Raw genomic sequence first — 20,066 nt, forward strand, 5'->3', positions numbered from 1 at the left:
ATTCCCATGGTGCACACAATGGAGTTTGAGGTAGGGTTAGATTCCCACTCAGCGAGGAGCCCCGCCGTGACGGAACTTCAGCACCGCCAGAACGCCGACCGCTCTGCCGCGGGCCAGCCCACCGTCTGGATCCTGTCCGAAGGCGAGTTCGGCGAAGGCGGCACCATCCGTGGCGTCTACCTCGACCGTGACCTCGCCCGAGGCGCGCTCGTCGCCAAGGCGCAGGAGCTGAACGACCGCTTCACCATCAGCGACGCCCACCAGGAAGACGACGGCTCCATCCACGTCGAAGGCGGATGCGACTGGATCGCCCTCGAACCGCACCCGGTCGTCACCGCGCTCGAACTCGACGCCTGACCCCGACCGGGGGCAATGCAGCGCCGATTCCGCGCCACCCTGAGAACAGCCCCCTTCCCCAGGAGCCGAAGTGACACAGCAGCCTCTCCCCGACTTCCTGATCAGCTACCTGGAACAGCGGGACGCCGCCCACGCCGACGCGGTAGCCACGATGCTCGGCACGCTCACCGACCGCGAACGCGCCCTGATCAAGGACGCCGCCGTCATGGGCTACGTCCGGGGCCGCACGCACCCCGAAGGCGAGCCGCACCCGAAGGACTCCGCGGTCCTCGCTGAGGTCATCGACGCCTGCTTTGCCTTCCCCGACCTGTACCCGGCCATCAACGCGCACCTCACCGTCCCGCTCTGCACCGAGTGTGGCCACACGGAGGATGAACACGAGGAAGGCGACGACCCCGTCACTCCCGGCATCTGCGCAGCCTGCCCCGAGGACGACGGTCACCACGACTACGAACCCGCCCCCGCCATGACCGAGGAGCCGGGCCGATGAGCACCGCAGGTCTCAGCGAACGCCGAGCTGCCGTACTACGAGCGCTTACGCAACGCGCCGCGACACCCAGGCCGTCCCGATTCCCGGGAGAGACACCTGCCTCCGGCGATCTGCCCGAAGTCCCCGAACTGGCCGCCCGCATGCTCGACGCGCGCCACCAAGATTCTTTGGACACCAAGGCGGCCGGGCCGCTGGCCGAGTCGCACAGCGGCCAGTGCACCGACCGGGGCTGCACAATCAACGCCGCCCTCGCAGTGGCACGACAGATCCTCGGGGCCGAGGTGAAAACCCGATGAGCGACCGCGACGCCCTGCTTCGATACGACCAACTCACCCAGCGGGTCTACGCCGAGCGCCGCATGCCGCCCGGCACCCGCGACCTCATCCTCGCCCTCGGCTGGGTCACCCTCCGCGACCCCCGACGCCACGACCCGACCGTCGGCACGTGGCAACGGACCCGCGACGTCCTGAACGCCGACAACAAGCGCATGTGGCAGCTCCTCAAGGACGACGCCCCCCGGTACGAGCACGACTGGCACGCCGACCCGCGCGGCTGCCAGGCCCCCATGGTCCGCATCGACCGGCTCTGCGGCCGGAGCATGGCCGACGGGTTCACCGAGGCCGACACGACCACCGGCCGGACCCGTATGTGGGGCTTCTGCTCACGGCCACGCTGCCAGGCATACGGCAAGACCATCTACCAGCGGGCGCAGCGCTCCAACGCCACCGCCCCCGAGGCGATCCCGAACAAGGGCGGCCTCCTCCCGCTGTTCTTCGCCTGGAACTGGGAGACCAAGTACGCCCTGGCCGACCCGTCCTGGAAAGCGCCGGTCTACGGGCTGTCTGCTGATGAGTGGCCGACCGTCGCGGGCGAAGAGCCCGTCCACGCCTTCCCGAAGCTCCGCCTCATCGCGTCCGGCGGCGAGATCGTCAAGCCCGCCGGCCCCGTCCTCGTACCTGCCGGAGGCACCGCATGACCGACCGCATCCGACTCAACGACCTCACCGCCGACGCCCTGGACGCCCTGTACGAGCGGCTCGAAGCGGCCGAGAGGGCCGAGCAGCGCGCCGAGCAGGCCGAGGCCCGCGTAGCCGAGTTGGTAGCCGAGCGGAAGAAGGACGACGCCATCAACGCCCAGGTCGACGCGAAGGCCGAGCAGCAGCTCAACAACGCCACCGAGGTCATCCAGTACTTCAAGGCGCTGGCCGAGCGGACGCAGGCATGGGGCGACCAGCACCGCGACCGCGCCAACCGGTACCGCGCCCGCACCGACGCGGTCCGTGCCGAGCTCACCGCCCTCAACGGCGAGACCGCCGGGCTGAACCCTGTTGCCCTGGCAGGCCGCCGTGATGCTGTCGCCCGCATCCGGGCCGCGCTCGCCACCATCACCCACGAAACGCAGGTCCCGGACGACCCGCGCGTCACCGAGCTGGAGCAGCATCCGGCCGACGCCACTGGGGAACTTGCCGAAGCACGCGAGCACAACGACGCCACGTGCGAGGCAGTAGCCCGCGCTGAGAAGGCTGAGGCCGCCATCGAACGCGTGCTGTCTCCCGCAGGCATCCGCGCTGCCGCCGAAGCCATCGGCGACGAAGCTCTCACCCGCCTCGGCCACGACCTCGGCACCATCCACGTCGAGCGGATCGCTGAAGCCGGTCTCCGTGCCGCCCTCGACGAGCAGTCGCAGTAGCGCGCTACTCAGGCTTGTGAGTGACACCGAGGTCCGTCCTGCCTGGACCCGCGCCCTCCCGCGGGCCCCGCGCGCACGCGAAGGTGCGGCCGGCAGGGGGGCTGCCGGCCGCACCAGATCCGCCCAACCCGCAGCGCAAACCAGGGGCAACCAGAACGGGAAGGGCTTGATCGGCAGACCGTGCTGCGAAGCCCGACCCCACCGTTAGGGGACGGAATACGGTCTGCCCATCAAGCCCTTCCCGCCCCGATTCAGACGGGTACAGAATTCCGGCTGCAACAGCCGCCAAGACACGACGGCACGGAATCCCGCACATGAGGCACCGTCATATCGGCTACGCAGAACCGCAGTTCAGGGCCTCACAGGACCAGCATGGAGGGTAAACAAACCGTTTTCTAGGTCGGATTCTTATCGCTAAATCCAGTACCGCCAAATAGGATCGCGGCGCGCACTGGATGCCACATACACGGGGGCCTGCACAACATGCACAAGGAAGCACTGCGAGATCTCCTCAAGAGCCACCGCGACCACATAAATCCGGAGGACCACGGCTACGAACGGCTCAGCCGCCAGGGCCGCCGGGCCCCCGGCCTGACCCAGCACCAGGTCGACCAGCTCCTCAACCGGGAAATGGGCACCTACCGGCTCCTGGAGTCCGGCAGGAACCCCCGCCCGAAGACCGACCTCCTGCGGGACGTAGCGGCACTGTTCGGAATGGACGAGCACGCCTGGGTGCTCCTCAACCGGTACGCGCTCGGCCAGGAACCCCCCGCCCCCCTCTACACGGACTCAGGGTTCCAGGTTCCGTCGTCATGGCAGCAGGCCGTCGACGGGATCGAGCACATGGCATACGTGACAGACGCCGCGTGGAACATGGTGTGCCACAACCAGCACCTCCCGGACATGTTCCCGGGGCGGCGAGTCCCGCAGAACATCATGCGGTGGATGTGCCTGGACCCCGAAGCGCGCACCGTCCTCGCGGACTGGGAAACACAGTGGGCGCCCCGCATACTCCCCCAGCTCCGTGCCGCCGTAGCGATCCACCACGACGCCACCGTCAAGCAGCTCGAGACCGACGTGATGGCCGACCAGGTCGCCGGGCCCCTCTACGAAGCACGCGGCGCGGTCATCCACCCCGACGGCGACGAGCGCCCCCTCGACCACCCGCTGCTCGGCCGCGGCTGGGTCACCATGTGCTCCGCAACCCCCGAAGGGTCCCCCGGCGCCCGGCTGATGATCCTCCTATTCCGGCCAGGTACGGCCCGGCCGGCCCCGCACGCCATCCTCCGCGCACCCGAAACTCCCTGATCACACCAGCCCCACACGCCCCAGCACGGACGACCAGGGGCAAGGATCAAGCCACTGGCAGCTACGTTGAGGAAGCCTTTACCCCTAGCTGCCCCGTGGAGGACACCTTGCCCGCCTACGTCACCCTCCCGCAGGTCACCCTCCCCCCGCACAAGGTCACCACCGACGCGATCCTCGACGACATCCGCACCCACCACCCTGACCACCCCCGGCTCGAGGTCATCGCGCGGGCCATAGGCAACTCCGGGGTGAAGACCCGGCACTTCACGAGACCTCTCTCCTCCCCCACCGTGAACGGCACCGCAGGAATCCTCGAGCGCACCACCACCGCGTTCGAGGACTCCCTGACCATGGCGGAGACCGCCGCACGCCGCGCCCTCACCACCACAGGCCTCACCCCTCAGGACATCGACGTCATCATCACGTCGCACGCCACCGGGTGGGCCGTCCCCAACCTCGACGTCCGACTCATCGACCGTCTCGGACTCCGGCCCACGGTGCGCCGCATCCCGATGACGACCCTCGCGTGCGCCGGCGGCGTCCAGTCCCTCATCCGGGCCGCCGACCAAGTCACGGCCCGCCCCTCCGACCGGGTCCTCGTCGTCGTCACCGAGACCCTCTCCACGTCGTACAACCACGCCGACGACTCAGTCCCATCGATGATCTACAAGGCCCTGTTCGCCGACAGTGCCGCCGCAACCGTCGTCACCGCCGAACCCCTCCAGCCCGGGCTCCGCATCGACGACACCCTCGAGTACTGGCTCCCCGAATCCCTCGACCGGTACCGCGGCCGCCTCGACCACACGGGCATGCACTTCGACTCCGACCGGCGAGCCCCCACCGCCGCATCCCACGCAATGCCCGCCGTCCTCCAGTGGCTCGGCAACCGCATCCTCGACTGGGCTGCCATCCACCCCGGCAGCCCCAGCATCATCCACAACGTCGCCGAGGCCGTAGGACTCGACGACCTGGACGCCCACCACTCGTACGCGTCCCTCGCCGAGAACGGGAACCTCGGCGGCGCATCGGTCCTCGATGTCCTCGCCCGCACACACACCACCCCGCCGGCACCCGGAGCAGAAGGACTACTTGTCGCCTTCGGCCCCGGCTTCACCACCGCAGCCATCCGCGGCACCTGGCACGCCTGAACCGCAGCCGTTGTCAGACCCTCATGCCACGCTGTACCAGCCCGGTGGTGGTCTCACCTCGAAGCCGATGCCGCCACCGGGCAAGGCCGCTCAGCAGCAGCGCCCCCGCCCAGCCGTCAGGCCAGATGGGGGCGCAGCTGTGCGGGCGGTCATCGCCGCCACACGTTCACCTTCTCCGTCGCCAGTAGTGGCGCACCCGCAGGGCCCTTGGGATGGGAGGGGATCCACTGCTTGTCGGCCCGACGCTCCTCGCTGTACCGCTCCGATTTGTACGTCCTCCAGTGCCCGGAGACGATCCACCGGTGCCGGTAGGTCCGTTGGTCAGTGCCTGCGTCCGGGTCGCGGTCCTGCGGGGTGTGCTGGCGCCGGAGGTCCACGATCGTCACCTCGGGCGAGGGAAGACCGTCCCGGGCGTAGGCGCGCGCCGTGGGCTTGTCCGCACGTTCCCGTGTCCGGCCGACAAGTTGGGGCTGTTGCATCAGCAGCCATGCCGCGGCAAGGGCCGCGACGACTGGCTGAGGGAGCTGCGGGTCGACTTCCGCGAGCGACAACGGTTCCGTGGTGATCGGAATGGTTGCCCCGTAGATCGGAATCAGCGGCGGGATCTGTTCTGTTACGACTGTGTAGCGGCCGATCCGGTCCACCTCGGCGGCGAGCCGGCTTCGGGACATCAGCAGCCAGAGCAGCATCTCGCCCTCGTAAGGGCCCCATACGCACGCCTCGACCGGGATCTGCACCCCCTGGGCGTCCATGTGCCCGATGCCGTCCTCCCAGAACAGCAGGCCGCTCGAGGAAGGCCGGTCCGCGGTTGCCCACCGGGCGGCGGCCAACTGCCCACCAGAGTGCATGGCCAGCGCTGCCATGTCCCGCCCCACCCAGAACAGGTCGCCTACCTCCATGCTGACGGCCAGCGCGTCCAGGCCTTTGGTGATGTCCTGCGAGGTTTTCTCGCGCAGCGGGTAGCCGGGGTCATTGAGGTGCCGCAGTGTCTGGCGTCGCAGCCGCGGGAGGTGAGAGGGGCGGGTAGTCACGCCGTGGCCCGCTCACCACGGTTGCCCTTGCCGGGGCGCGCGGTCAGGGCATCGCGGACCTCGCCGGCCCGAAAGTAGGACTGCGGGCGCCCGGAATCCGGGTTGGGGCCGTAGTAGAAGGCCTTCACGCCGAGTCGCGACATTGCCTTGGACGCCGCCTTCGACGGGTCCTTCGCCGTGGACTTCAGCTCGTCACGCCCGATGTCCTCCAGCGTGAGCGGGTCGTGGCGTTCCACGATCTGTGCGAGGTCGATGTCCTCGACGCAGGCGGCGAAGTCCAGGCGACCGTCCTCGTCGACCGGGTATCCCTCGAACTCGTCGTCGTCCGGGTAGGCGGGCCCGATGAACTCTTCACCGCACAGAGAAACCCCTGCGGGCAGGGCCTCTTCGATCGCGTCCCGGTACGCGCTCTTGATCTCGTCGAGGGCGCCCGACTTCTCCAGGAGTTCGCACCAGTCGTCGTCGCCGCCGTTGATGAAGTCGAGGACGTCAGCGTCCGGGCTGGTGCTGAAGGTGTTGATGCGGTTGGTCCAAGTGCCGTAGCTGGTGGTCGTGGTCATGAGGGCGTTCTCCTTCGGGATACGTGCTGCGGGTTGGTCAGAGGGCGGCGACTGCGGCGCGGACCCCGGCAAAGATGCGGGCGACCAGGTTGACGTAGTTGCGCTCGCCGTCGAGGTAGCGGATTTCGTAGGCGTCGGCGCCGTGGTGCTGGACGTAGAGGTGGCCGTCGGTGGCGTCGAAGTACACCTTGCTGACGGCGCCGAGGAGGTCGTAGGCCCGCCCGTTGGCGATGCCGCGGCCGCCGAGGAAGGCGGAGGAGATGTTGCCGGTGTTGTACCGGGTGACCTCGATGCCGGCGTACTCGGCCCAGTCGTTGAGGTAGACGCGGTGGTGGTTGCCGCGGATCCACTCGTTGCCGCCAATGGCCTTGATGTTCTCGACGGTGAGAACGACCTTCTTGGCCTTGCGGGCGAGGCGGCGGGCGCCGATCTCGATGCGGCGGGCGAGTGAGGCGGTGTCGATGACCCACCGGCCGGCGACCTTGGTCGCGGTGATGATGCCGCGGCGGGCCCAGTCGCGGATGGTGGCGACGGTGACCTTGGCGGTCTCGGCGGCGGTGGTGGTGTTCATCGGGTTCCCCTATCCCTTTGCGATGACTCCATAATGCCGTACGTACGGCATTATGGGAAGGGGGGTCACCCGAAAGAATGACGGCCAATCAGAATCCCCAGGTCAACGCAACGAACACCCGCGAACTCACCGCATCCGAACCACGGTCAGCGTCCCGTGCCGCCCCGTCCCAGCAAGAACCTCCACTACCAGGTCCGTCTCCACCCTCGTGAACGGCTCGCCCCCGGCCTGTCGCTCCCCAAGCACCTCAGCAGCAGCCAGCACGACGCCGATCCGGGCAGCCAGGACCGGCTCCAGGCGGGCGGACACCCGGGCCGGCCCGCCCTCGTCCCCCACCGCCAGGACCAGATGATGCGGTCTCAGCCGAGGGCCGATGAACCCCAGCACCAAGGCGTCCACAGTGTCCGCGTGCCGCACCTTGACCCACCCCCTGCGTCGCCCCACCGGATAGCTTGCCCCGCCCCGCTTGCAGACGATGCCCTCAATGCCCTGCTCGCGCAGAGCGTCGTACCAGAGCACGGCAACATCCCGGTCGTCAGTGGCCGGGACGACCTGGATCGGCGCCCCCACATCGGCAAGCAGTTCAAGCAGGTAGGCACGGCGCTCGATGTACGGACGGCTGCGGAGATCCCCGATCGCCGGGTCGGGGTGCTGCAGGACATCCCAGCAGGGGTATGAGGCAGGGTGCCGGGCGGCCAGGGTGCGGGCCCGGGTGATGGAGGACGCTGCCCGGGACTGTGCTGCGGCGAAGTCGAGCCGACCGTCCCGCCAGATGACCGCCTCCCCGTCCAAGACCGTGCCTGGCCTCAGGGCCATGCCGGCGACGGCCAGGTCCATCCAGTGCTGGGTGACGACCCGGCCGGAACGGGCGTATAGGATCACGGTGTCGTCGGTGCGGCGCAGCACCGTCCTGTGGCCGTCCAGCTTCGGCTCGAACCACCAGCCCGGCCCTTCAGGAATGGTCGGGGCCGCCTGAGCCAACGCCACCTTGATCGGGAAGTCCACAGAACCGATCCTGCGAGCCCCGCCCTTCCGGAGCGCGCCGGGCGGTCCGTACGGCCTACGCCTGCCTGTACCCGAAGCGGGTCCTCGCGCTCACGATGGGTCCTCATCGTCGGCGAGCCGAGCGCTGATCGTGGTCTCAAGCTCAGTCATCGTGCGGCGAAAGGCAGCCTCAAGATCGACGTCAAAGCGGCGAGCCAGGATGAGCACCGACCAAAGACAGTCCGCGAGCTCATGCTCCAGCGCCGCTCGCCCGCCCGGCATGTCCCGAGCCCCTTCTTCGGTCATGACCAGCTTGGCCAGGTCACCGACATCGCCCACGAAGCCGAGCATGAACTCTTCCCGGGTCCATACCCGGCCCCGTCTACGCCGGTTCAGCTGGTCGTACAGGTCATGCACTCGCATCGCCTGCTGCTGCAGCTCATCAAGGCTCATCCGCACCTCCGGCCGGCCCGTGTCGGACCTCCATGCTCTCAAGCCGGGCGTTCAGTCGCGCTACTGCAGGCCCGTCTCGGGCCTGCAGATCTGGCACGGCTCGGTGTCCGGCTCCGCCAAGGCGATCAATGCTTCCTCTCGGTCGAGGAATCCGCCCTCGACCGGATACAGGGCACAGTCCCCGCGGTGCACCAGGGCTGCCGACGATGACCGCTGCGGCTGGATCTTCCACCGCATCGCGGCGTGCGCCTGCTCCCGGCGGCGTCGCTCCTGCTGCTCCGCGATCTCCATCTCCCGGATCCGGTTCTTCACCTGCCGCAGCTGCCACTCCAGCCACTGCTCCAGCACCCGGTTCTTGTCCAGGTCGGATATCCCGTCACTGCCGGGCATGGTTACGCCTCGGCCTGCTCGTGTGCGCGCTTGAGCGCCATGCGGGCCTCGACACGGTCGCCAACGTCGACGGTGTCCCAGAAGGGGTGCGTGGACACAACGATGCTGAGCTCCAGCAGCCGGGCCCGGAAACTGGTGACCTCGGCGGCCTGCTCCTCCGTGTACCCGGGAGAGTCCTCCTTGTGGGACCGGTAGGAGGAGTGGAGCTGCTTGTCGCCCTCCCACCCTGGCATCGGCTCGGCCGACCACGGAAGGGACCTGGCGTACTCCTCGTACGCGGCACGGGTGTCATCGAGAGCGACCTGGGCATCGAGGAGGTCTTGCGGGAAACGGAAGGTTTTCGACACGCCTCAAGGGTACGTCTGTTCGAATATCGGATGCGAATGACGCGCCGAACCACCCCAAAATAGGTCACTCACCCCCGAAACCCTGCCCACCACAGCCCACCCCTGCCACACTGGCCCCGGCCTCGCCGCCACCCCCGGCGGCGAGGCCACCCCGCAGCAAACGCAAAAAGCGGTCCACCGTCCCCCCAGGAACGATGGACCGCTACTGCTCAGCACAACCACCGTACGGCTCAGGACCGCTCCATGTACGGCCGAAGCACCGAATCCACCCGCGCCACCACTGCAGCCGCGCGCCGCGCATCCGTCGCCTTCGGCGCACCGGCCAGCGTCGGGAGCAGCCGGTCCGGGCCCAGCACGTACACCGGACCCTCCCAGCCCTGGACCCGGGCCTCGAGATACCCGCCGGCCACCGGTGACCCGTGCACGACGAGGAGCGGCCACACGGCCACGCCCGGCATGTTCAGCGCCGCTTCGACGAGTCGCGCATACCCAGCGACCTTCTCGACCTGCTCGTGCCGGTCCTCCGCCCCGCAGTGCACCCGGCCGCCGACCAGAGCCGTGGGCCGGCCGCGGTGCCAGTTCTTCGTGTCCAACACCACCACCGCCGTACCGCAAGGGGATACGAGGCCGTGGTCGACGTTGAACCGGCGGCCGCGTAATCGAAGGTCGTGCCGCACCACCCACCCGCGGGCCTCGAGGGCGGTTAGCATCCGGGCCGTGACCTCCTCCCCCACGGCGCCGTGCTGCCACCGGGCCGCCTGAGAGTCCGCCCGCCGGACACCGGCCGTACGAACACCCAGGAGGGCTAGGAGGCGCCACCACAGGCCACGACGGGCACCCGCACGAAGAGCAGCAGCATGCGCAGCCGCCGAGTTCTGCCCGCTCACAGGGAATCCCCCAGACGGCGCGAACGCGCCTCCAGACCGGCCTGTTCAGCCGTCAGCCCGAAGTACTGGCCCAGCTCAATCCACACAGCACCCCACGTACGGGCCTCCCGGATACGCCCTAGGGTGCGCTGCGCGGCCTCCGGGGTCTGGCGCTGAAGGTTCAGGGCAGCGACCGTAGCGACCCGCGCCTGCTCCTTCGCCTCGTGTGTCTGGTTGACCAGGCGCCGGTTCTCGTTCTCCAGGTGCACAGCCCATCGCCGGGCACGGTCCCGCTCATCCTCGGTATCCGCGAGGCGCTTCCGCAGCACGTCCGGGTCGTCGTTCTCCGGCCGGTACCCGGGGGCCAGCATCCGCTCGTACCGAGGCTGGTAGGCCAAGCACTCGGAGCACGTCACCTTGGCGTTAGGCAGCGGCCCCTGCTGGGTGGAGTAGCCACAGATCGCCATTCCCGTCGCCCACGCCTGAAAAGCGGGCATCCACTGGTACACGGACAGGTGGATCAGGTCGGGCTGGTCAGGCAGGTTGAGGCGAGCCACGGGCACCAGGTACCGGCGTTTCCACTTGAGCGCGGTTTCCTCGGTCATCGGCCATCCTCCGTGTCCGCCAGCTTCAAGACCTGGAGGGCGTGGGCCTGCCAGAGGGTGGTGCCGTGGCCCCGGAACAAGGTCGGGCCGGCGTCCCACCCGCACGAGCAGTACAGCCGCGTCTCCGTGAAACGGCGCTGCCAGGTTGGGACGTGCCGGTCGCGCGGGTCGCCCGGGTTCCTCCACAGAATCGGGGCGTGGTCGGGGCACATGTAGCCGACCGCGGACGACTGCAGCCAACCCGGGTCAGCCTCGGCCACGTTGAGCTGCTTGAAGCAGCCGGGGATGGTGCACAGGCGGGCCAGAGTCCCTTCTTGCTCCCACCGGTGCAAAGCGTTCACCGCGGCGTCGGCATGGGCCAGCCACTCGGAACGGGCGTGCTCCCACGCCGTGCCGGGCTTCATGAATGCTTTCGATCCGGCCTCCTTGGCCATGGCCTCAGCGAGGTGGTGGCGCAGCCCTTCAGCGGGCTGCGGGGCGTTCAGGGCGGTCATGCCGCTTCCCCTTCGGACTGCTCAAGGACGTAGCCCGTACGGCGGGGCTTCCCGTCCTTGGTGGTGGCACTGTCATGGAGCTGGGTCACCTCAATGTTGCGGCGGCGGATCTCGCGGCCGGTCTCGGTGAGGGTGACCACGTCGACCTTGCCGAAGTTCCATCCGCCTGGGATGGTGTGCGGCTCGCCAACGACCTTGATCCTGACCGGGCCGCCGCCGTGCGCGTGGCGGTTAGTGAGGCTGCGGTAGATCTGTCCAGGCTGGATGTTCATGCTGCTGTCTCCCTCGGGCTGTAGGTGCCGGGTCCGGTGATGGTGGTGACGGTCACTGGGCATCGCCGTCGCTCTGGCCAAGGGAGCGGATGCGCTCCCGGTCCTGGATCCGGTGCACGATCGCGCGGGCCACGGGCTCGGTGACGACGGCTATGACAAGGCCAGTGACTGCGCATGCGAGCAGGGTCAGCCAGAGCGGCATCCGGACGAGGCTGACGAAGAGCCCGTACGGGAGGGCGGTGGTAAAGATGAGTGCCAGGTGGACAATGCTGCTGAGGTGCTTGCGGATCACGGGGCGCCTCCAGAGCGTTATGTGACGGTGGGTTACGAGCAAGCGAGTTGTACTAGCGGGTACGGGTCTCCACCCCGGCTGAGAAGAGACCCGACACCCAATCCGGTCACGCTGCGTTGACTTTCACGGCCTTCCGGGCGGCTTTCCGGTCCCGCCGGTACGCACGCTCCCCCTCCCAGCACGCCTCGCACGGCTCCTCACCCCGGTACTGATGCGCAGCGAACCCGGCATGGTCGCCATGGCGGCGCGGCTTCCCGTCCAACAGGCCGGCCTGGCAGGCCAGGAGTACGGCGTGCGTGATGTTCAAGGCGCCGAGCTTCCGGTTCAGGCGCAGCGCCATCTTGGTGACGGACTTCTCGGCGTACCCCAGGTCTTTGGCGATGGCGGCGTACGTCTCGCCCTGCGCGGCCCGCTGAAGGACAGTGAGCTCGTTCTCGGTCAGGGAGACCGCGGGCCCGCCACCGACCGGCGACGGGCCCACCTGCACGGGAGCGGTCATGCCTGCTGCTCCCTCTCATGCCGCTCTGTGGCTTCCTTCGCCTGCACGGCAAGCTGCTTGGCCTCCTGAACCCACTGCTCCATCACGTCCCAGCTCTTCGCGACGTGCTGCGCCGTCCATTCCGTGTGCTCCTCCGGGTCCGGGCCGTCCCCGAACGGGCCCTGGTACCACTCGGCGATCTCAGCAGCCTTCTCCGGTGCCACTTCCATCAGGGCGTGCAGGGTGCGGGCGAACCCGGCGGCCACAGCCCCGGTGGTCATCTGCCATCCCATGGCGGCCGGGTGCTTGGGGAGCGGGGAGACGTGGGTGCGCATGTGCAGCTCGGACAGGTCGACGAGCAGCTGCTCCGGCGTCTGGACTTCCTCGGTCGTGTCGGCGGTCTCGGTCATGTCAGATCTCCTTCGTGGCGTACTGGCGACGGATGTTGGTGAGGCGGCGGCTGAGCGGGAGCCGGCCGGACGGGGATGACTGCCGACGCTTCGGCATGAGGGCCGGGGTCGGTGCGGGTACGGCGGGAAGGTCGTGGTGCCACATCTCGATCCACACCCCGCGTGTCCGCCACACGCAGACGACACGACCGGGCCGGTACTCGACCACGGGACGCAGATCACCGGTGTTGGCGAGGGAGAGCGGGTAGGCGGACGCGAAGTGGTGCAGCGCCTCCTGGGCGTGCTCACCAATCACCTGCACGGTGAGGCGCGGCGCACTGTCCCCCGCCGTACCGACCCGCCAGTCCGGGACCAGAGCGGACGGATACCGGTCCCGAACCGCCAGATACCAGGACCGGACAGCGGCGTCCTTCGTTTCGACGAGGGCTGTGGCGAGCTCAAGCATGGTCAGGACTCCTTCGGGGCGGCGCGGCGGGCGCGCATGCGGGCGAGGATCTGGTCTTGGGCGGGCGGGGTCCACGTGTGCCATCCGGACTCAGTCGTCCACTGCTGGGCGTGGCCGCGCCGGTCGATACCGCAGTGGCGGCAGGAGTTCGGGGACGGGATACGGGCGGTCATTCCGGCATCACCAGTTCGAGCGAGGTAGGGCACGTCGTCGTGGACAACAGTCAGACCGTTCACTGTGGCCACAAGGGCAATGCCGCAGTCACAGCGGTACTCGCCGTGCCACTCGCTGCCGTCGCAACTGCCGTAAGGCTGGGACTTGATGGTGACCGGGATCTGGGCCATCTCCACCAGGTCCATGTAGTCGCCGCGGGGCTGCTTCCCGCATGCGCGGTGGGAGAGAAACACGGCCCCGTTGTCGATCTCCAGCAGGTACTGGTCGTCCGGGTTAGGGCACGAGCATTCGTCGTCTCCTGCGGCGTATCCCTCGTCAAAGGGCTGCGGCTCGGAGAGTTGGAACAGGTTGGTCACGGCATACCTTTCAGGTGGCGGTCGGGGTGTGTCCGCCGGTGAGGGCGGTGAGGACCGTGGCGGTGGCGGGCTGCTTCACGCCGCTTCCCCGCGCAGCGCGGCGAGGAGCGTGGCCCGGTTCGCGGCCTGCTGCGCCGGTGACAGCGGCATACGGCCGTCCGGCGGCTGGTAGTCGTAGACCCGGCCGGTGGGTACAGCCTCCGCGTACAGGCGTTCCAGAGCGGTGGCGTCACGTCGTTCCGGGGCGTTGGCCATCTGAAGTCGGCTGCGCGCCCAGGACACGTGCTGGGCGGAAACCCCGCAGTGCCTCTGGATGTACGCGTTGTTAAAGCCCTGATGCATCAGCTCGGCAACGTCGGGACGGATCCTCATCACAGATCTCCACGGGGTTTTGGTCTCAGTGGTGGTGCGATCGATTGGGCTGCCGTTCGCGTAACCGGCACTGACGCTTACGCGAACGGCACCGGGCTCAGCGAGCCTTGGATGCGTCGAAGATGTCCTGCGGGTCGATCCCGATTTCCTCGGCCTTGTCCGTCGCGCGGTGGGCTTTGGCGACTGCGGAGCGCCAGGTCGGGTCGTCGTAGTGGTCGCGGCCCTGCTCGTGGATCTCGGTAGCAGTCTGTCGGGCAGTGGCGGTGGCGATGGCTGCGTCAGCCAGTACACGGCTGGTGAGCCAGGACGGGAGAGACATGACGGCGCTCCTAACGATGGATCGATCTTGGAGTTCAGAAACGGGCACTGGTGTGGGGCCACCGGCCCGCGCCCGCCGGGGGTGCAGGCGTCGGACCGGTGGTTCATCGGCCGGTGGGCTGCCGGCCGGATTTGCCGCACCCTCCAGGGAGGGGCGGCTGTCAGGGGGTCAGTACGCGGTGACCTGGGTGCGGTAGCCGCGGATCGTGCGACCCCACACCTCGGCGTGACCGCCCCGCTTCACGACCGCGGCCAGCAGCTCGCGCTGCGTCTCGACGACGTCCTCGGCAGCCACCCGGCGGCGAACCAGGCCCGGCACCGTGTATCCGCCGACACGCTCGATGACGCGCACCTCGTACAGGGGCGCCGTAGGCAGCGCGGCGGGACCGAACACGACGTAGGCGATGAACCCGAGGTGCGGGTTGCCGACGGCGCGGATCGCGGCGGCCAGGCGGCCCAGCTCGGCCTGCTCGGTGGCGAGCTCCTCGGCGAGGCGCTCCGCGCGGCCGAGGTAGTTGGTGAGCTGGGCGGAGGTGTTCCACGCGGCCTCGGGGCTGTGGAAGTTGTTGATGGCGATCTGGCCGGTGAGGGCGTTGATCTCTCGGTTGAGGGTGTCGAGTTCGGCGTCGAGGTCGCGGTCGGTGTTGAAGCCGAGGCTGTCGATCATTGGTCCCCCTTGTAGCTGGGTGGGTCGTTGTCGGCATAGCCAGACTACCCACATTCCCATGGTGAACACAATAGGAATGGCGGGACTGTGCCCACCCACGACAAAGGGCCCGACCCCCGAACCGGGAACCGGACCCTCAGCCACACACCTGCACCGTCAGAACGGTGGAGGCTCGTCCGCGCCGCTCCCCCACCCGCCACCGCCACCCGAAGGCCGGCCCGTACCCGGCGTCCCCTGCGCCCACGGATCCTCCGCCGACACCGCACCCTGCTGACGCCGCGCCTGCTGAACCTCCGGCGCACCCTTCCCCGCCGCCCTAGTCACCACCGCGGTCGCCCGGAGCAACGACGGGGCCACTTCCTCAACATCCATCTCGAACACGGTCCGCTTGACGCCCTCACGGTCTTCGTACGACCGCTGCTTCAGCCGGCCCTGCACGATGACCCGCATGCCCTTCTGCAGCGACTCCGCAGCATGCTCAGCCTGCTGACGCCACACCGAGCACGGCAGGAACAGGCTCTCGCCGTCCTTCCACTCGTTCGTCTGCCGGTCGAACACCCGCGGTGTCGACGCCACCGTGAACTTCGCGACGCCCGCGCCGGCCGGAGTGAACCGCAACTCCGGATCCGCCACGAGGTTCCCGACCACCGTGATCACTGTCTCGCCTGCCATGTCCTGTCCCTTTTCTCTCGTCAGCTTGCTCGTGCCACGCTGCGCGGCACCCTGATCGGCCCACCCACGTGCCGGTAACTCGCCCCAGACAGCAGAGACGTGATCACCCTCCGGGGCCGGCCGTACTGCATCGACAGCTCCAGGTCCGTCACCCCACCCGCCGCGTACTTCTCACGGATCTCGACGACCTGAGCATTGGTGAAACCGGCCTGCTTCTCGCCACTCCGCAACACCGGGGGAAGCTCCCGGCCAGCCCGCGTGTACGCCTTCCGCAGCCGGTTCACCGCGTTCTCCGTCGTCCCCTTCGGGACACGGCGCAACTGGTCAACCTGGCGCAGAGTCATGCCGCGGCCCAAGCACTTCTCCAGCGCAACCAGCAGCTCGGCGTCCGAAACATCCACCGGCAGCCCCTCGACGAAGCGCTGCACAGCCACAGGGTCGACGTACTCACTGCCACAGTCGGGATCAGGCACCGCAGCCAGGTCACGGACCGGCCGGTTCTCACCCCAGTGCGGGACCGTCAACGCCCCGTCCTCGTTGAAGTCCAGCCAGCCCAGCGCACGCCCCATCGGCTGCTCCGGATCGACCAGGCCGGCCAGGACAACGATGAGCGCGTTGCGCTGCGCATCGTCCAGCCCGGTGACAACATCGCGAATGTCCTCGGGGCCACCATCTCCGTGGACCAGGACGGCCAGGTGCGCGGCCACAGGCAGCATGTCCTCGGCAAGGTCGCCGCGCTGCTTGGCAGTCAGGGCGCTCATGCCGCGACCTCCGTCTCCGCCGCAGCCTTCAGAACGCCCCAGACGCCCTTCGCGCCGTTCGTGCCCGGGATCCCCAGGTACGCGGCAATATCGACACGCCTCGCCCCCAGTTCATGCAGAGCCACGACCACGTCCGCGTAGTCGTCCCTGAGCTGCGCCCTCCACGTCCGCTTGTCACCGGGCGCCAGGCGGGCCATACGCGACCCTTCGCCGCCCGACCACCACACCGCAACCCGCACGGTCACCTCATCGACGAACAAGCCGTCCTTGCGAAGCGCAGCCGTCATGCCCTCCAGGGACCGGCAGCCGGCCTTCAGCTGCCACAGCCGCCACAGCCACCGCGGGGACACCAGCACCCTGGCCATGGCCAAGTTCGGAACGTGCCCCAGCAACTCCTCCAACTCCAGCGCCCGCCGCTGCTCCGGGTCGAGCCCGCCACCAACACCCCACCGGTAGATCGCATCGTCCGACTGCCGCTGGTTGTTCAGGCACTCGACGATGACGGGGCACCCGACACACAGGGCACGCGCGCGCTCCTTGCGCGACTTGACCGTGCTGTAGAAGTCGTCGGCGAGCTCGCCGCGGCAGACGCTTCGGGTCTTCCAGTCCGGGGATGCGGGCGCGGCGTAACTCCTACTGCGGCGCGTGTCCGCGTTGAGAATGGTCATGACGGGTCTCCGGTGAGGGTGTAGAGGCGGATGATGGCGCCGGGGCGGTCGAGGGCGTCGGGGTGTTCGCCGGGGTAGACCTTGCGGTTGTGGTTCTCGATGACGCGTCCGTCGTCTTCCCACGCCGCGGCTTTCGTGATGGCGTCGTAAGTCGAGCGCTCGATCTTGTCGATGTCGGGGTAGACGGCGGGGTAGGTCCGGCGGCGCTTGGGGGCGCTAAGCGGCTTGGGCATGGTGAAGGTGATGTCGGCGCGGACGGGGCCGGCGAGGTACTGGGCTTCCCCGGTGAGGAGGGCGGCTTGGATGGCGGCCTGGACTTTGTCGCGCCAGGGTTTGACCTTGGTGGAGGACTCCCGCATGAGGGGGATGGTCTTGCCGGTCTTGCGGCTCTTGCCCCATCCGGCGGGGGACTTGCTGCCCTGCGGTCCGGCGATGCCGTAGACGGCGACACAGACGCGCGGGGTGGGGTTCCAGGGGTAGGCGCCGGTGAGGTCGGGGGCGGTGAGGGTCATTGGGTGAGCTCCGGGGTGTGTCGGCGGTACGTGGCATGGCCAGCTCGGTGGCCGAGGTGGTGGAGGCCGCAGTAGTCGCATCGGTAGGCGCGGAAGGCGGGGCCGCCAGTGCGGCGTATGCGGCTGGCTGTTTTGCGGGCGAAGCGGCGGGTGGTGAACCGGGTTTTGCCGAGGCAGGCGATCTCGTACTCAGTCACCGGGGTCGTCCTGGTCGCGTACCTGGGTGATGGTGAGGGTGATGGGGACGGCTCCGTCGGCGTCTGCGTGGCAGCGGACCCATTCGCCGGCCTGGTTGAGGTGGGCGTGGCGGTGGTGGGCCATGTCGGCGTACATGCGGCCGGGGAGAATGGCGTTGACCTCGAGGACGAACGGTCCGTGGTCGTGGTGGCCGACGCGGCAGAGGTTGCCGTTCCAGATGCGGTAGCCGGGGTGGTGCGGGTGGGGGCGGCCGAGCTGGGTTGGGCCGTTCTCGGCGAGGATGAGGGCGTTGATGTTGGCCTGGGCGAGGGCGGCGCCGAGGATCGCGATGTACGTCTGGTCGGGGTGCGTGCTCACCGGGTCGGCTCCTTGGCGTGGGTAACCGTGCAGCCGGTGCTCGCCATCACGTTGTCGATGGCGGCTCGTACCGCTGCCTGGATCTCTGCCACCAGGTCAGGGCGGAGGTCCGGGTGGGTGGCGATCTGCACGGCGGTGTCCCATCCGCTGGTGGTGCAGTACCAGCCCATGGCGGGGTGCGGGGTGAGTCCTGCTGCGCCGAGCTGGATGGCCCACGTGGACACGTCGGCGGCGCTGGTGATCAGAGTGTGGATCTCCTGCTGCGCGGCACGGAACTCGTCGGTGTCATCGCCTTCCGGGTCCAGGAGTTCGGCCCAGGTGCGGGCGCTCCCGTCCTTCTCGGTCTCTACGGACGGCACCCGGCCGCGCTCCATGCCGTCGCCCACGCACCCCTTGTCGGAGTTCTTGGCGAGATCGGCGTGCTGGCGGGCGGCTTCGGCGCGGAGGTCTGCGTTGGTGTACGGCGGGGTGGTCATGACTGGGGGTGTCCCTTCGGCTTCTCGTTGTCGGCGTTGCGTGCGGCGAGGCCGGTGTCGATGTCGTTGCGGGTGAGGGCTTGGGTGTCGGCGGTGGTGGTGGCGGCTTGGGCGAGGGTGAGGGTGCGGGTCCGGCCGTGGAGCTGGGTGCAGTGGGCGGCGGCTGCGGCAGCCTCACGGAGCTGGGTGCCGGTGGTGATGTGGTTGTGGTGTACGGCGCCTTGGGGGCAGGGGGTGAGGGCGTCGAAGCCGGGGGTGCCGGTTGTGTGGGTGAGGCTGGCGCCGGAGGGGAATACGGCGCGGACGCTGCCGTCGGGCTGCGGGGTCCAGGCGGTTATGGGGATGAGGGAGAGTTCGGCGAGACGGGCCGTGTAGGCGGCGGCGATCTGGGCTTCGGTGATGAACTCGGCGTCGGTGTGGGGCCGGACGGGGAGGACCGCGCGGGTGGGGGCTGCGGTCTTCTTCGGTGCGGAGCTGGGGCGCTGCTTGGTGCTGGTCTTCCTGCTCACGGGAGTTCTCCGTCCGGGTCCGGCGGGTCTTGCGGGTTGGTGGTGCCGATGCCGTGCTGGGAGGCGCAGATCATGGCGATGGCTACGGCTCCCAGCACGAGCGCGATGAGTTCGGGCGCGGTGGGACAGGTCACTGGGCGGTCTGATCCAGCGCGGCCACCGCCGGGCAGGGCCATTCGTACCGATCAGGCCGCCAGGTGGGACCGCTGTCGTCCTCGTTGACGCAGTCCCCGCAGATCCAGCCGAGGTGCTGGCGGGCGCACAGGTACTCGCCGCCCTCGTCGGACTCGCAGTGGTCGTCGTCGTAGCCGTCACTGTCGGGGTTGCAACCGCAGTCCTCGGCGCGCAGAAGGATCTCCTGGCGGGAGTGCTCGAACCGCAGGATCAGTTCGGGGTGGTTCCGTTCTGCAGAGAACCGGATGCGGGCGAGCAGTTCGGTGGCGGTCTCATTGGCGTAGGGCGTGATGTTGAGCGCCTGCCAGGCAACAGCTTCAGCGGCTCGCATCCGGCGCTCCATAAGGCCGTATCCGATGCGGTTCAGGTCGTCGGCGATTCGGCTCATCGGGCACCGCCCGGAAGGATGTGGGCCAGCTCGAGCTCGGCGACCGTTACGGCGCGCTGCTCCCGGTCGATCTCCCAGACGCGGGCGGCGTACCCGGCGGCGTACTGGGTGACGGGGTGGTCGTCGATGAGGTAGCCGAGGCGGACGATGAGGGTGTCCAGGTTGGTTCCGGCGCGGTGGTCGTCGTAGGCGTCGGCGCGGCCGGCGTAGAACGCAGGGTCGTGGCCGCCGGTGATGGCGGGGGCGATGGTCATGGTGGTCATGGCGTGGGTCC

At 68.8% G+C, this 20,066-nt stretch carries 36 protein-coding genes; 6 read left to right on the forward strand and 30 right to left on the reverse strand.

Features of this window, described 5'->3' with window-relative positions:
- Positions 1–66 precede the first annotated feature (66 nt).
- The 6 genes from ACWCPY_RS25495 (at position 67) to ACWCPY_RS25520 (ending at position 4,992) form a co-directional block, all read left to right on the forward strand.
- Positions 67–357 carry a hypothetical protein gene (locus ACWCPY_RS25495; protein WP_451268588.1) on the forward strand — a complete coding sequence of 97 codons (291 nt, stop codon included), beginning with the start codon at positions 67–69 and terminating at the stop codon, positions 355–357.
- A 70-nt stretch (positions 358–427) separates the two neighbouring features.
- Positions 428–847, forward strand: a complete 420-nt coding sequence (locus tag ACWCPY_RS25500) for a hypothetical protein (RefSeq protein ID WP_451268589.1) — start codon at positions 428–430, stop codon at positions 845–847.
- A 292-nt stretch (positions 848–1,139) separates the two neighbouring features.
- Positions 1,140–1,823: a hypothetical protein gene (locus ACWCPY_RS25505; protein ID WP_451268591.1), complete on the forward strand. Its 684-nt coding sequence runs from the start codon at positions 1,140–1,142 to the stop codon at positions 1,821–1,823.
- Positions 1,820–2,536 carry a hypothetical protein gene (locus ACWCPY_RS25510; RefSeq protein WP_451268593.1) on the forward strand — a complete coding sequence of 239 codons (717 nt, stop codon included), beginning with the start codon at positions 1,820–1,822 and terminating at the stop codon, positions 2,534–2,536. The genes ACWCPY_RS25505 and ACWCPY_RS25510 overlap by 4 nt, the downstream gene beginning before the upstream one ends.
- A gap of 483 nt (positions 2,537–3,019) precedes the next feature.
- The gene (locus tag ACWCPY_RS25515) at positions 3,020–3,844 is read left to right on the forward strand and encodes an MmyB family transcriptional regulator (protein ID WP_451268595.1); all 825 of its coding nucleotides are present in this window, start codon (positions 3,020–3,022) and stop codon (positions 3,842–3,844) included.
- A gap of 95 nt (positions 3,845–3,939) precedes the next feature.
- Positions 3,940–4,992 (forward strand): type III polyketide synthase, encoded by a 1,053-nt coding sequence (locus tag ACWCPY_RS25520; RefSeq protein WP_451268597.1) that lies wholly within the window; start codon positions 3,940–3,942, stop codon positions 4,990–4,992.
- A 149-nt stretch (positions 4,993–5,141) separates the two neighbouring features.
- Here ACWCPY_RS25520 and ACWCPY_RS25525 read toward each other — a convergent pair whose 3' ends face one another.
- From ACWCPY_RS25525 to ACWCPY_RS25670, 30 genes are all read right to left on the reverse strand, one after another.
- Entirely contained in the window at positions 5,142–6,023 is an 882-nt protein-coding gene (locus tag ACWCPY_RS25525; RefSeq protein WP_451268599.1) for a hypothetical protein, read from the reverse strand.
- Entirely contained in the window at positions 6,020–6,583 is a 564-nt protein-coding gene (locus ACWCPY_RS25530) for a hypothetical protein (RefSeq protein ID WP_451268601.1), read from the reverse strand. Before ACWCPY_RS25530 ends, ACWCPY_RS25525 begins: the two co-directional genes overlap by 4 nt.
- 37 nt (positions 6,584–6,620) lie before the next feature.
- On the reverse strand, positions 6,621–7,154 hold the full coding sequence (locus tag ACWCPY_RS25535; protein WP_451268603.1) for a helix-turn-helix domain-containing protein: 534 nt from the start codon (positions 7,152–7,154) through the stop codon (positions 6,621–6,623).
- 126 nt (positions 7,155–7,280) lie between these two features.
- Positions 7,281–8,159 (reverse strand): ATP-dependent DNA ligase, encoded by an 879-nt coding sequence (locus ACWCPY_RS25540; RefSeq protein WP_451268605.1) that lies wholly within the window; start codon positions 8,157–8,159, stop codon positions 7,281–7,283.
- Between the two features lie 90 nt (positions 8,160–8,249).
- The gene (locus ACWCPY_RS25545) at positions 8,250–8,591 is read right to left on the reverse strand and encodes a MazG nucleotide pyrophosphohydrolase domain-containing protein (RefSeq protein WP_451268607.1); all 342 of its coding nucleotides are present in this window, start codon (positions 8,589–8,591) and stop codon (positions 8,250–8,252) included.
- 60 nt (positions 8,592–8,651) lie between these two features.
- On the reverse strand, positions 8,652–8,981 hold the full coding sequence (locus ACWCPY_RS25550; RefSeq protein ID WP_451268609.1) for a DUF6233 domain-containing protein: 330 nt from the start codon (positions 8,979–8,981) through the stop codon (positions 8,652–8,654).
- Between the two features lie 2 nt (positions 8,982–8,983).
- On the reverse strand, positions 8,984–9,328 hold the full coding sequence (locus ACWCPY_RS25555; protein ID WP_451268611.1) for a hypothetical protein: 345 nt from the start codon (positions 9,326–9,328) through the stop codon (positions 8,984–8,986).
- Positions 9,329–9,558: 230 nt separating this feature from the next.
- A complete protein-coding gene (locus tag ACWCPY_RS25560) occupies positions 9,559–10,215 on the reverse strand; it encodes a nuclease-related domain-containing protein (RefSeq protein ID WP_451268613.1) in 657 nt (218 codons plus the stop codon).
- The gene (locus tag ACWCPY_RS25565) at positions 10,212–10,799 is read right to left on the reverse strand and encodes a hypothetical protein (RefSeq protein WP_451268615.1); all 588 of its coding nucleotides are present in this window, start codon (positions 10,797–10,799) and stop codon (positions 10,212–10,214) included. The genes ACWCPY_RS25560 and ACWCPY_RS25565 overlap by 4 nt, the downstream gene beginning before the upstream one ends.
- The gene (locus ACWCPY_RS25570) at positions 10,796–11,293 is read right to left on the reverse strand and encodes a hypothetical protein (protein WP_451268617.1); all 498 of its coding nucleotides are present in this window, start codon (positions 11,291–11,293) and stop codon (positions 10,796–10,798) included. Before ACWCPY_RS25570 ends, ACWCPY_RS25565 begins: the two co-directional genes overlap by 4 nt.
- Positions 11,290–11,565, reverse strand: a complete 276-nt coding sequence (locus tag ACWCPY_RS25575; RefSeq protein WP_451268619.1) for a hypothetical protein — start codon at positions 11,563–11,565, stop codon at positions 11,290–11,292. Before ACWCPY_RS25575 ends, ACWCPY_RS25570 begins: the two co-directional genes overlap by 4 nt.
- Positions 11,566–11,617: 52 nt before the next feature.
- Positions 11,618–11,857 (reverse strand): hypothetical protein, encoded by a 240-nt coding sequence (locus tag ACWCPY_RS25580; RefSeq protein ID WP_451268621.1) that lies wholly within the window; start codon positions 11,855–11,857, stop codon positions 11,618–11,620.
- 106 nt (positions 11,858–11,963) lie between these two features.
- Positions 11,964–12,356 carry a helix-turn-helix domain-containing protein gene (locus ACWCPY_RS25585; RefSeq protein WP_451268623.1) on the reverse strand — a complete coding sequence of 131 codons (393 nt, stop codon included), beginning with the start codon at positions 12,354–12,356 and terminating at the stop codon, positions 11,964–11,966.
- A complete protein-coding gene (locus tag ACWCPY_RS25590; RefSeq protein WP_451268625.1) occupies positions 12,353–12,745 on the reverse strand; it encodes a hypothetical protein in 393 nt (130 codons plus the stop codon). Before ACWCPY_RS25590 ends, ACWCPY_RS25585 begins: the two co-directional genes overlap by 4 nt.
- 1 nt (position 12,746) lies before the next feature.
- A complete protein-coding gene (locus ACWCPY_RS25595) occupies positions 12,747–13,190 on the reverse strand; it encodes a hypothetical protein (RefSeq protein WP_451268627.1) in 444 nt (147 codons plus the stop codon).
- Between the two features lie 2 nt (positions 13,191–13,192).
- Positions 13,193–13,720, reverse strand: coding sequence for a hypothetical protein (locus ACWCPY_RS25600; RefSeq protein WP_451268629.1), 528 nt, complete (start codon positions 13,718–13,720; stop codon positions 13,193–13,195).
- A 75-nt stretch (positions 13,721–13,795) separates the two neighbouring features.
- Complete coding sequence (locus ACWCPY_RS25605) at positions 13,796–14,092, reverse strand: helix-turn-helix domain-containing protein (RefSeq protein ID WP_383722943.1); 297 nt, start codon at positions 14,090–14,092, stop codon at positions 13,796–13,798.
- 97 nt (positions 14,093–14,189) lie between these two features.
- Positions 14,190–14,411: a hypothetical protein gene (locus ACWCPY_RS25610; RefSeq protein ID WP_451268631.1), complete on the reverse strand. Its 222-nt coding sequence runs from the start codon at positions 14,409–14,411 to the stop codon at positions 14,190–14,192.
- A 168-nt stretch (positions 14,412–14,579) separates the two neighbouring features.
- Positions 14,580–15,077, reverse strand: a complete 498-nt coding sequence (locus ACWCPY_RS25615) for a hypothetical protein (RefSeq protein WP_451268633.1) — start codon at positions 15,075–15,077, stop codon at positions 14,580–14,582.
- Between the two features lie 156 nt (positions 15,078–15,233).
- Complete coding sequence (locus tag ACWCPY_RS25620) at positions 15,234–15,749, reverse strand: single-stranded DNA-binding protein (protein WP_451268635.1); 516 nt, start codon at positions 15,747–15,749, stop codon at positions 15,234–15,236.
- Positions 15,750–15,769: 20 nt separating this feature from the next.
- Positions 15,770–16,510: a hypothetical protein gene (locus ACWCPY_RS25625; RefSeq protein ID WP_451268637.1), complete on the reverse strand. Its 741-nt coding sequence runs from the start codon at positions 16,508–16,510 to the stop codon at positions 15,770–15,772.
- Positions 16,507–17,178, reverse strand: coding sequence for a WhiB family transcriptional regulator (locus ACWCPY_RS25630; RefSeq protein WP_451268639.1), 672 nt, complete (start codon positions 17,176–17,178; stop codon positions 16,507–16,509). Before ACWCPY_RS25630 ends, ACWCPY_RS25625 begins: the two co-directional genes overlap by 4 nt.
- Complete coding sequence (locus ACWCPY_RS25635; protein ID WP_451268641.1) at positions 17,175–17,690, reverse strand: RusA family crossover junction endodeoxyribonuclease; 516 nt, start codon at positions 17,688–17,690, stop codon at positions 17,175–17,177. Before ACWCPY_RS25635 ends, ACWCPY_RS25630 begins: the two co-directional genes overlap by 4 nt.
- The gene (locus tag ACWCPY_RS25640; RefSeq protein ID WP_451268643.1) at positions 17,687–17,887 is read right to left on the reverse strand and encodes a hypothetical protein; all 201 of its coding nucleotides are present in this window, start codon (positions 17,885–17,887) and stop codon (positions 17,687–17,689) included. The genes ACWCPY_RS25635 and ACWCPY_RS25640 overlap by 4 nt, the downstream gene beginning before the upstream one ends.
- Complete coding sequence (locus ACWCPY_RS25645; protein WP_451268645.1) at positions 17,880–18,245, reverse strand: hypothetical protein; 366 nt, start codon at positions 18,243–18,245, stop codon at positions 17,880–17,882. Before ACWCPY_RS25645 ends, ACWCPY_RS25640 begins: the two co-directional genes overlap by 8 nt.
- On the reverse strand, positions 18,242–18,721 hold the full coding sequence (locus ACWCPY_RS25650) for a hypothetical protein (RefSeq protein ID WP_451268647.1): 480 nt from the start codon (positions 18,719–18,721) through the stop codon (positions 18,242–18,244). Before ACWCPY_RS25650 ends, ACWCPY_RS25645 begins: the two co-directional genes overlap by 4 nt.
- Positions 18,718–19,230 carry a hypothetical protein gene (locus ACWCPY_RS25655; protein ID WP_451268649.1) on the reverse strand — a complete coding sequence of 171 codons (513 nt, stop codon included), beginning with the start codon at positions 19,228–19,230 and terminating at the stop codon, positions 18,718–18,720. Before ACWCPY_RS25655 ends, ACWCPY_RS25650 begins: the two co-directional genes overlap by 4 nt.
- Positions 19,227–19,364: a hypothetical protein gene (locus ACWCPY_RS25660; protein ID WP_451268651.1), complete on the reverse strand. Its 138-nt coding sequence runs from the start codon at positions 19,362–19,364 to the stop codon at positions 19,227–19,229. The genes ACWCPY_RS25655 and ACWCPY_RS25660 overlap by 4 nt, the downstream gene beginning before the upstream one ends.
- Entirely contained in the window at positions 19,361–19,792 is a 432-nt protein-coding gene (locus ACWCPY_RS25665; RefSeq protein WP_451268653.1) for a hypothetical protein, read from the reverse strand. Before ACWCPY_RS25665 ends, ACWCPY_RS25660 begins: the two co-directional genes overlap by 4 nt.
- Positions 19,789–20,055: a hypothetical protein gene (locus ACWCPY_RS25670; protein ID WP_451268655.1), complete on the reverse strand. Its 267-nt coding sequence runs from the start codon at positions 20,053–20,055 to the stop codon at positions 19,789–19,791. Before ACWCPY_RS25670 ends, ACWCPY_RS25665 begins: the two co-directional genes overlap by 4 nt.
- Positions 20,056–20,066 lie beyond the last annotated feature (11 nt).

It is taken from the genome of Streptomyces sp. NPDC002403, from assembly GCF_053593015.1.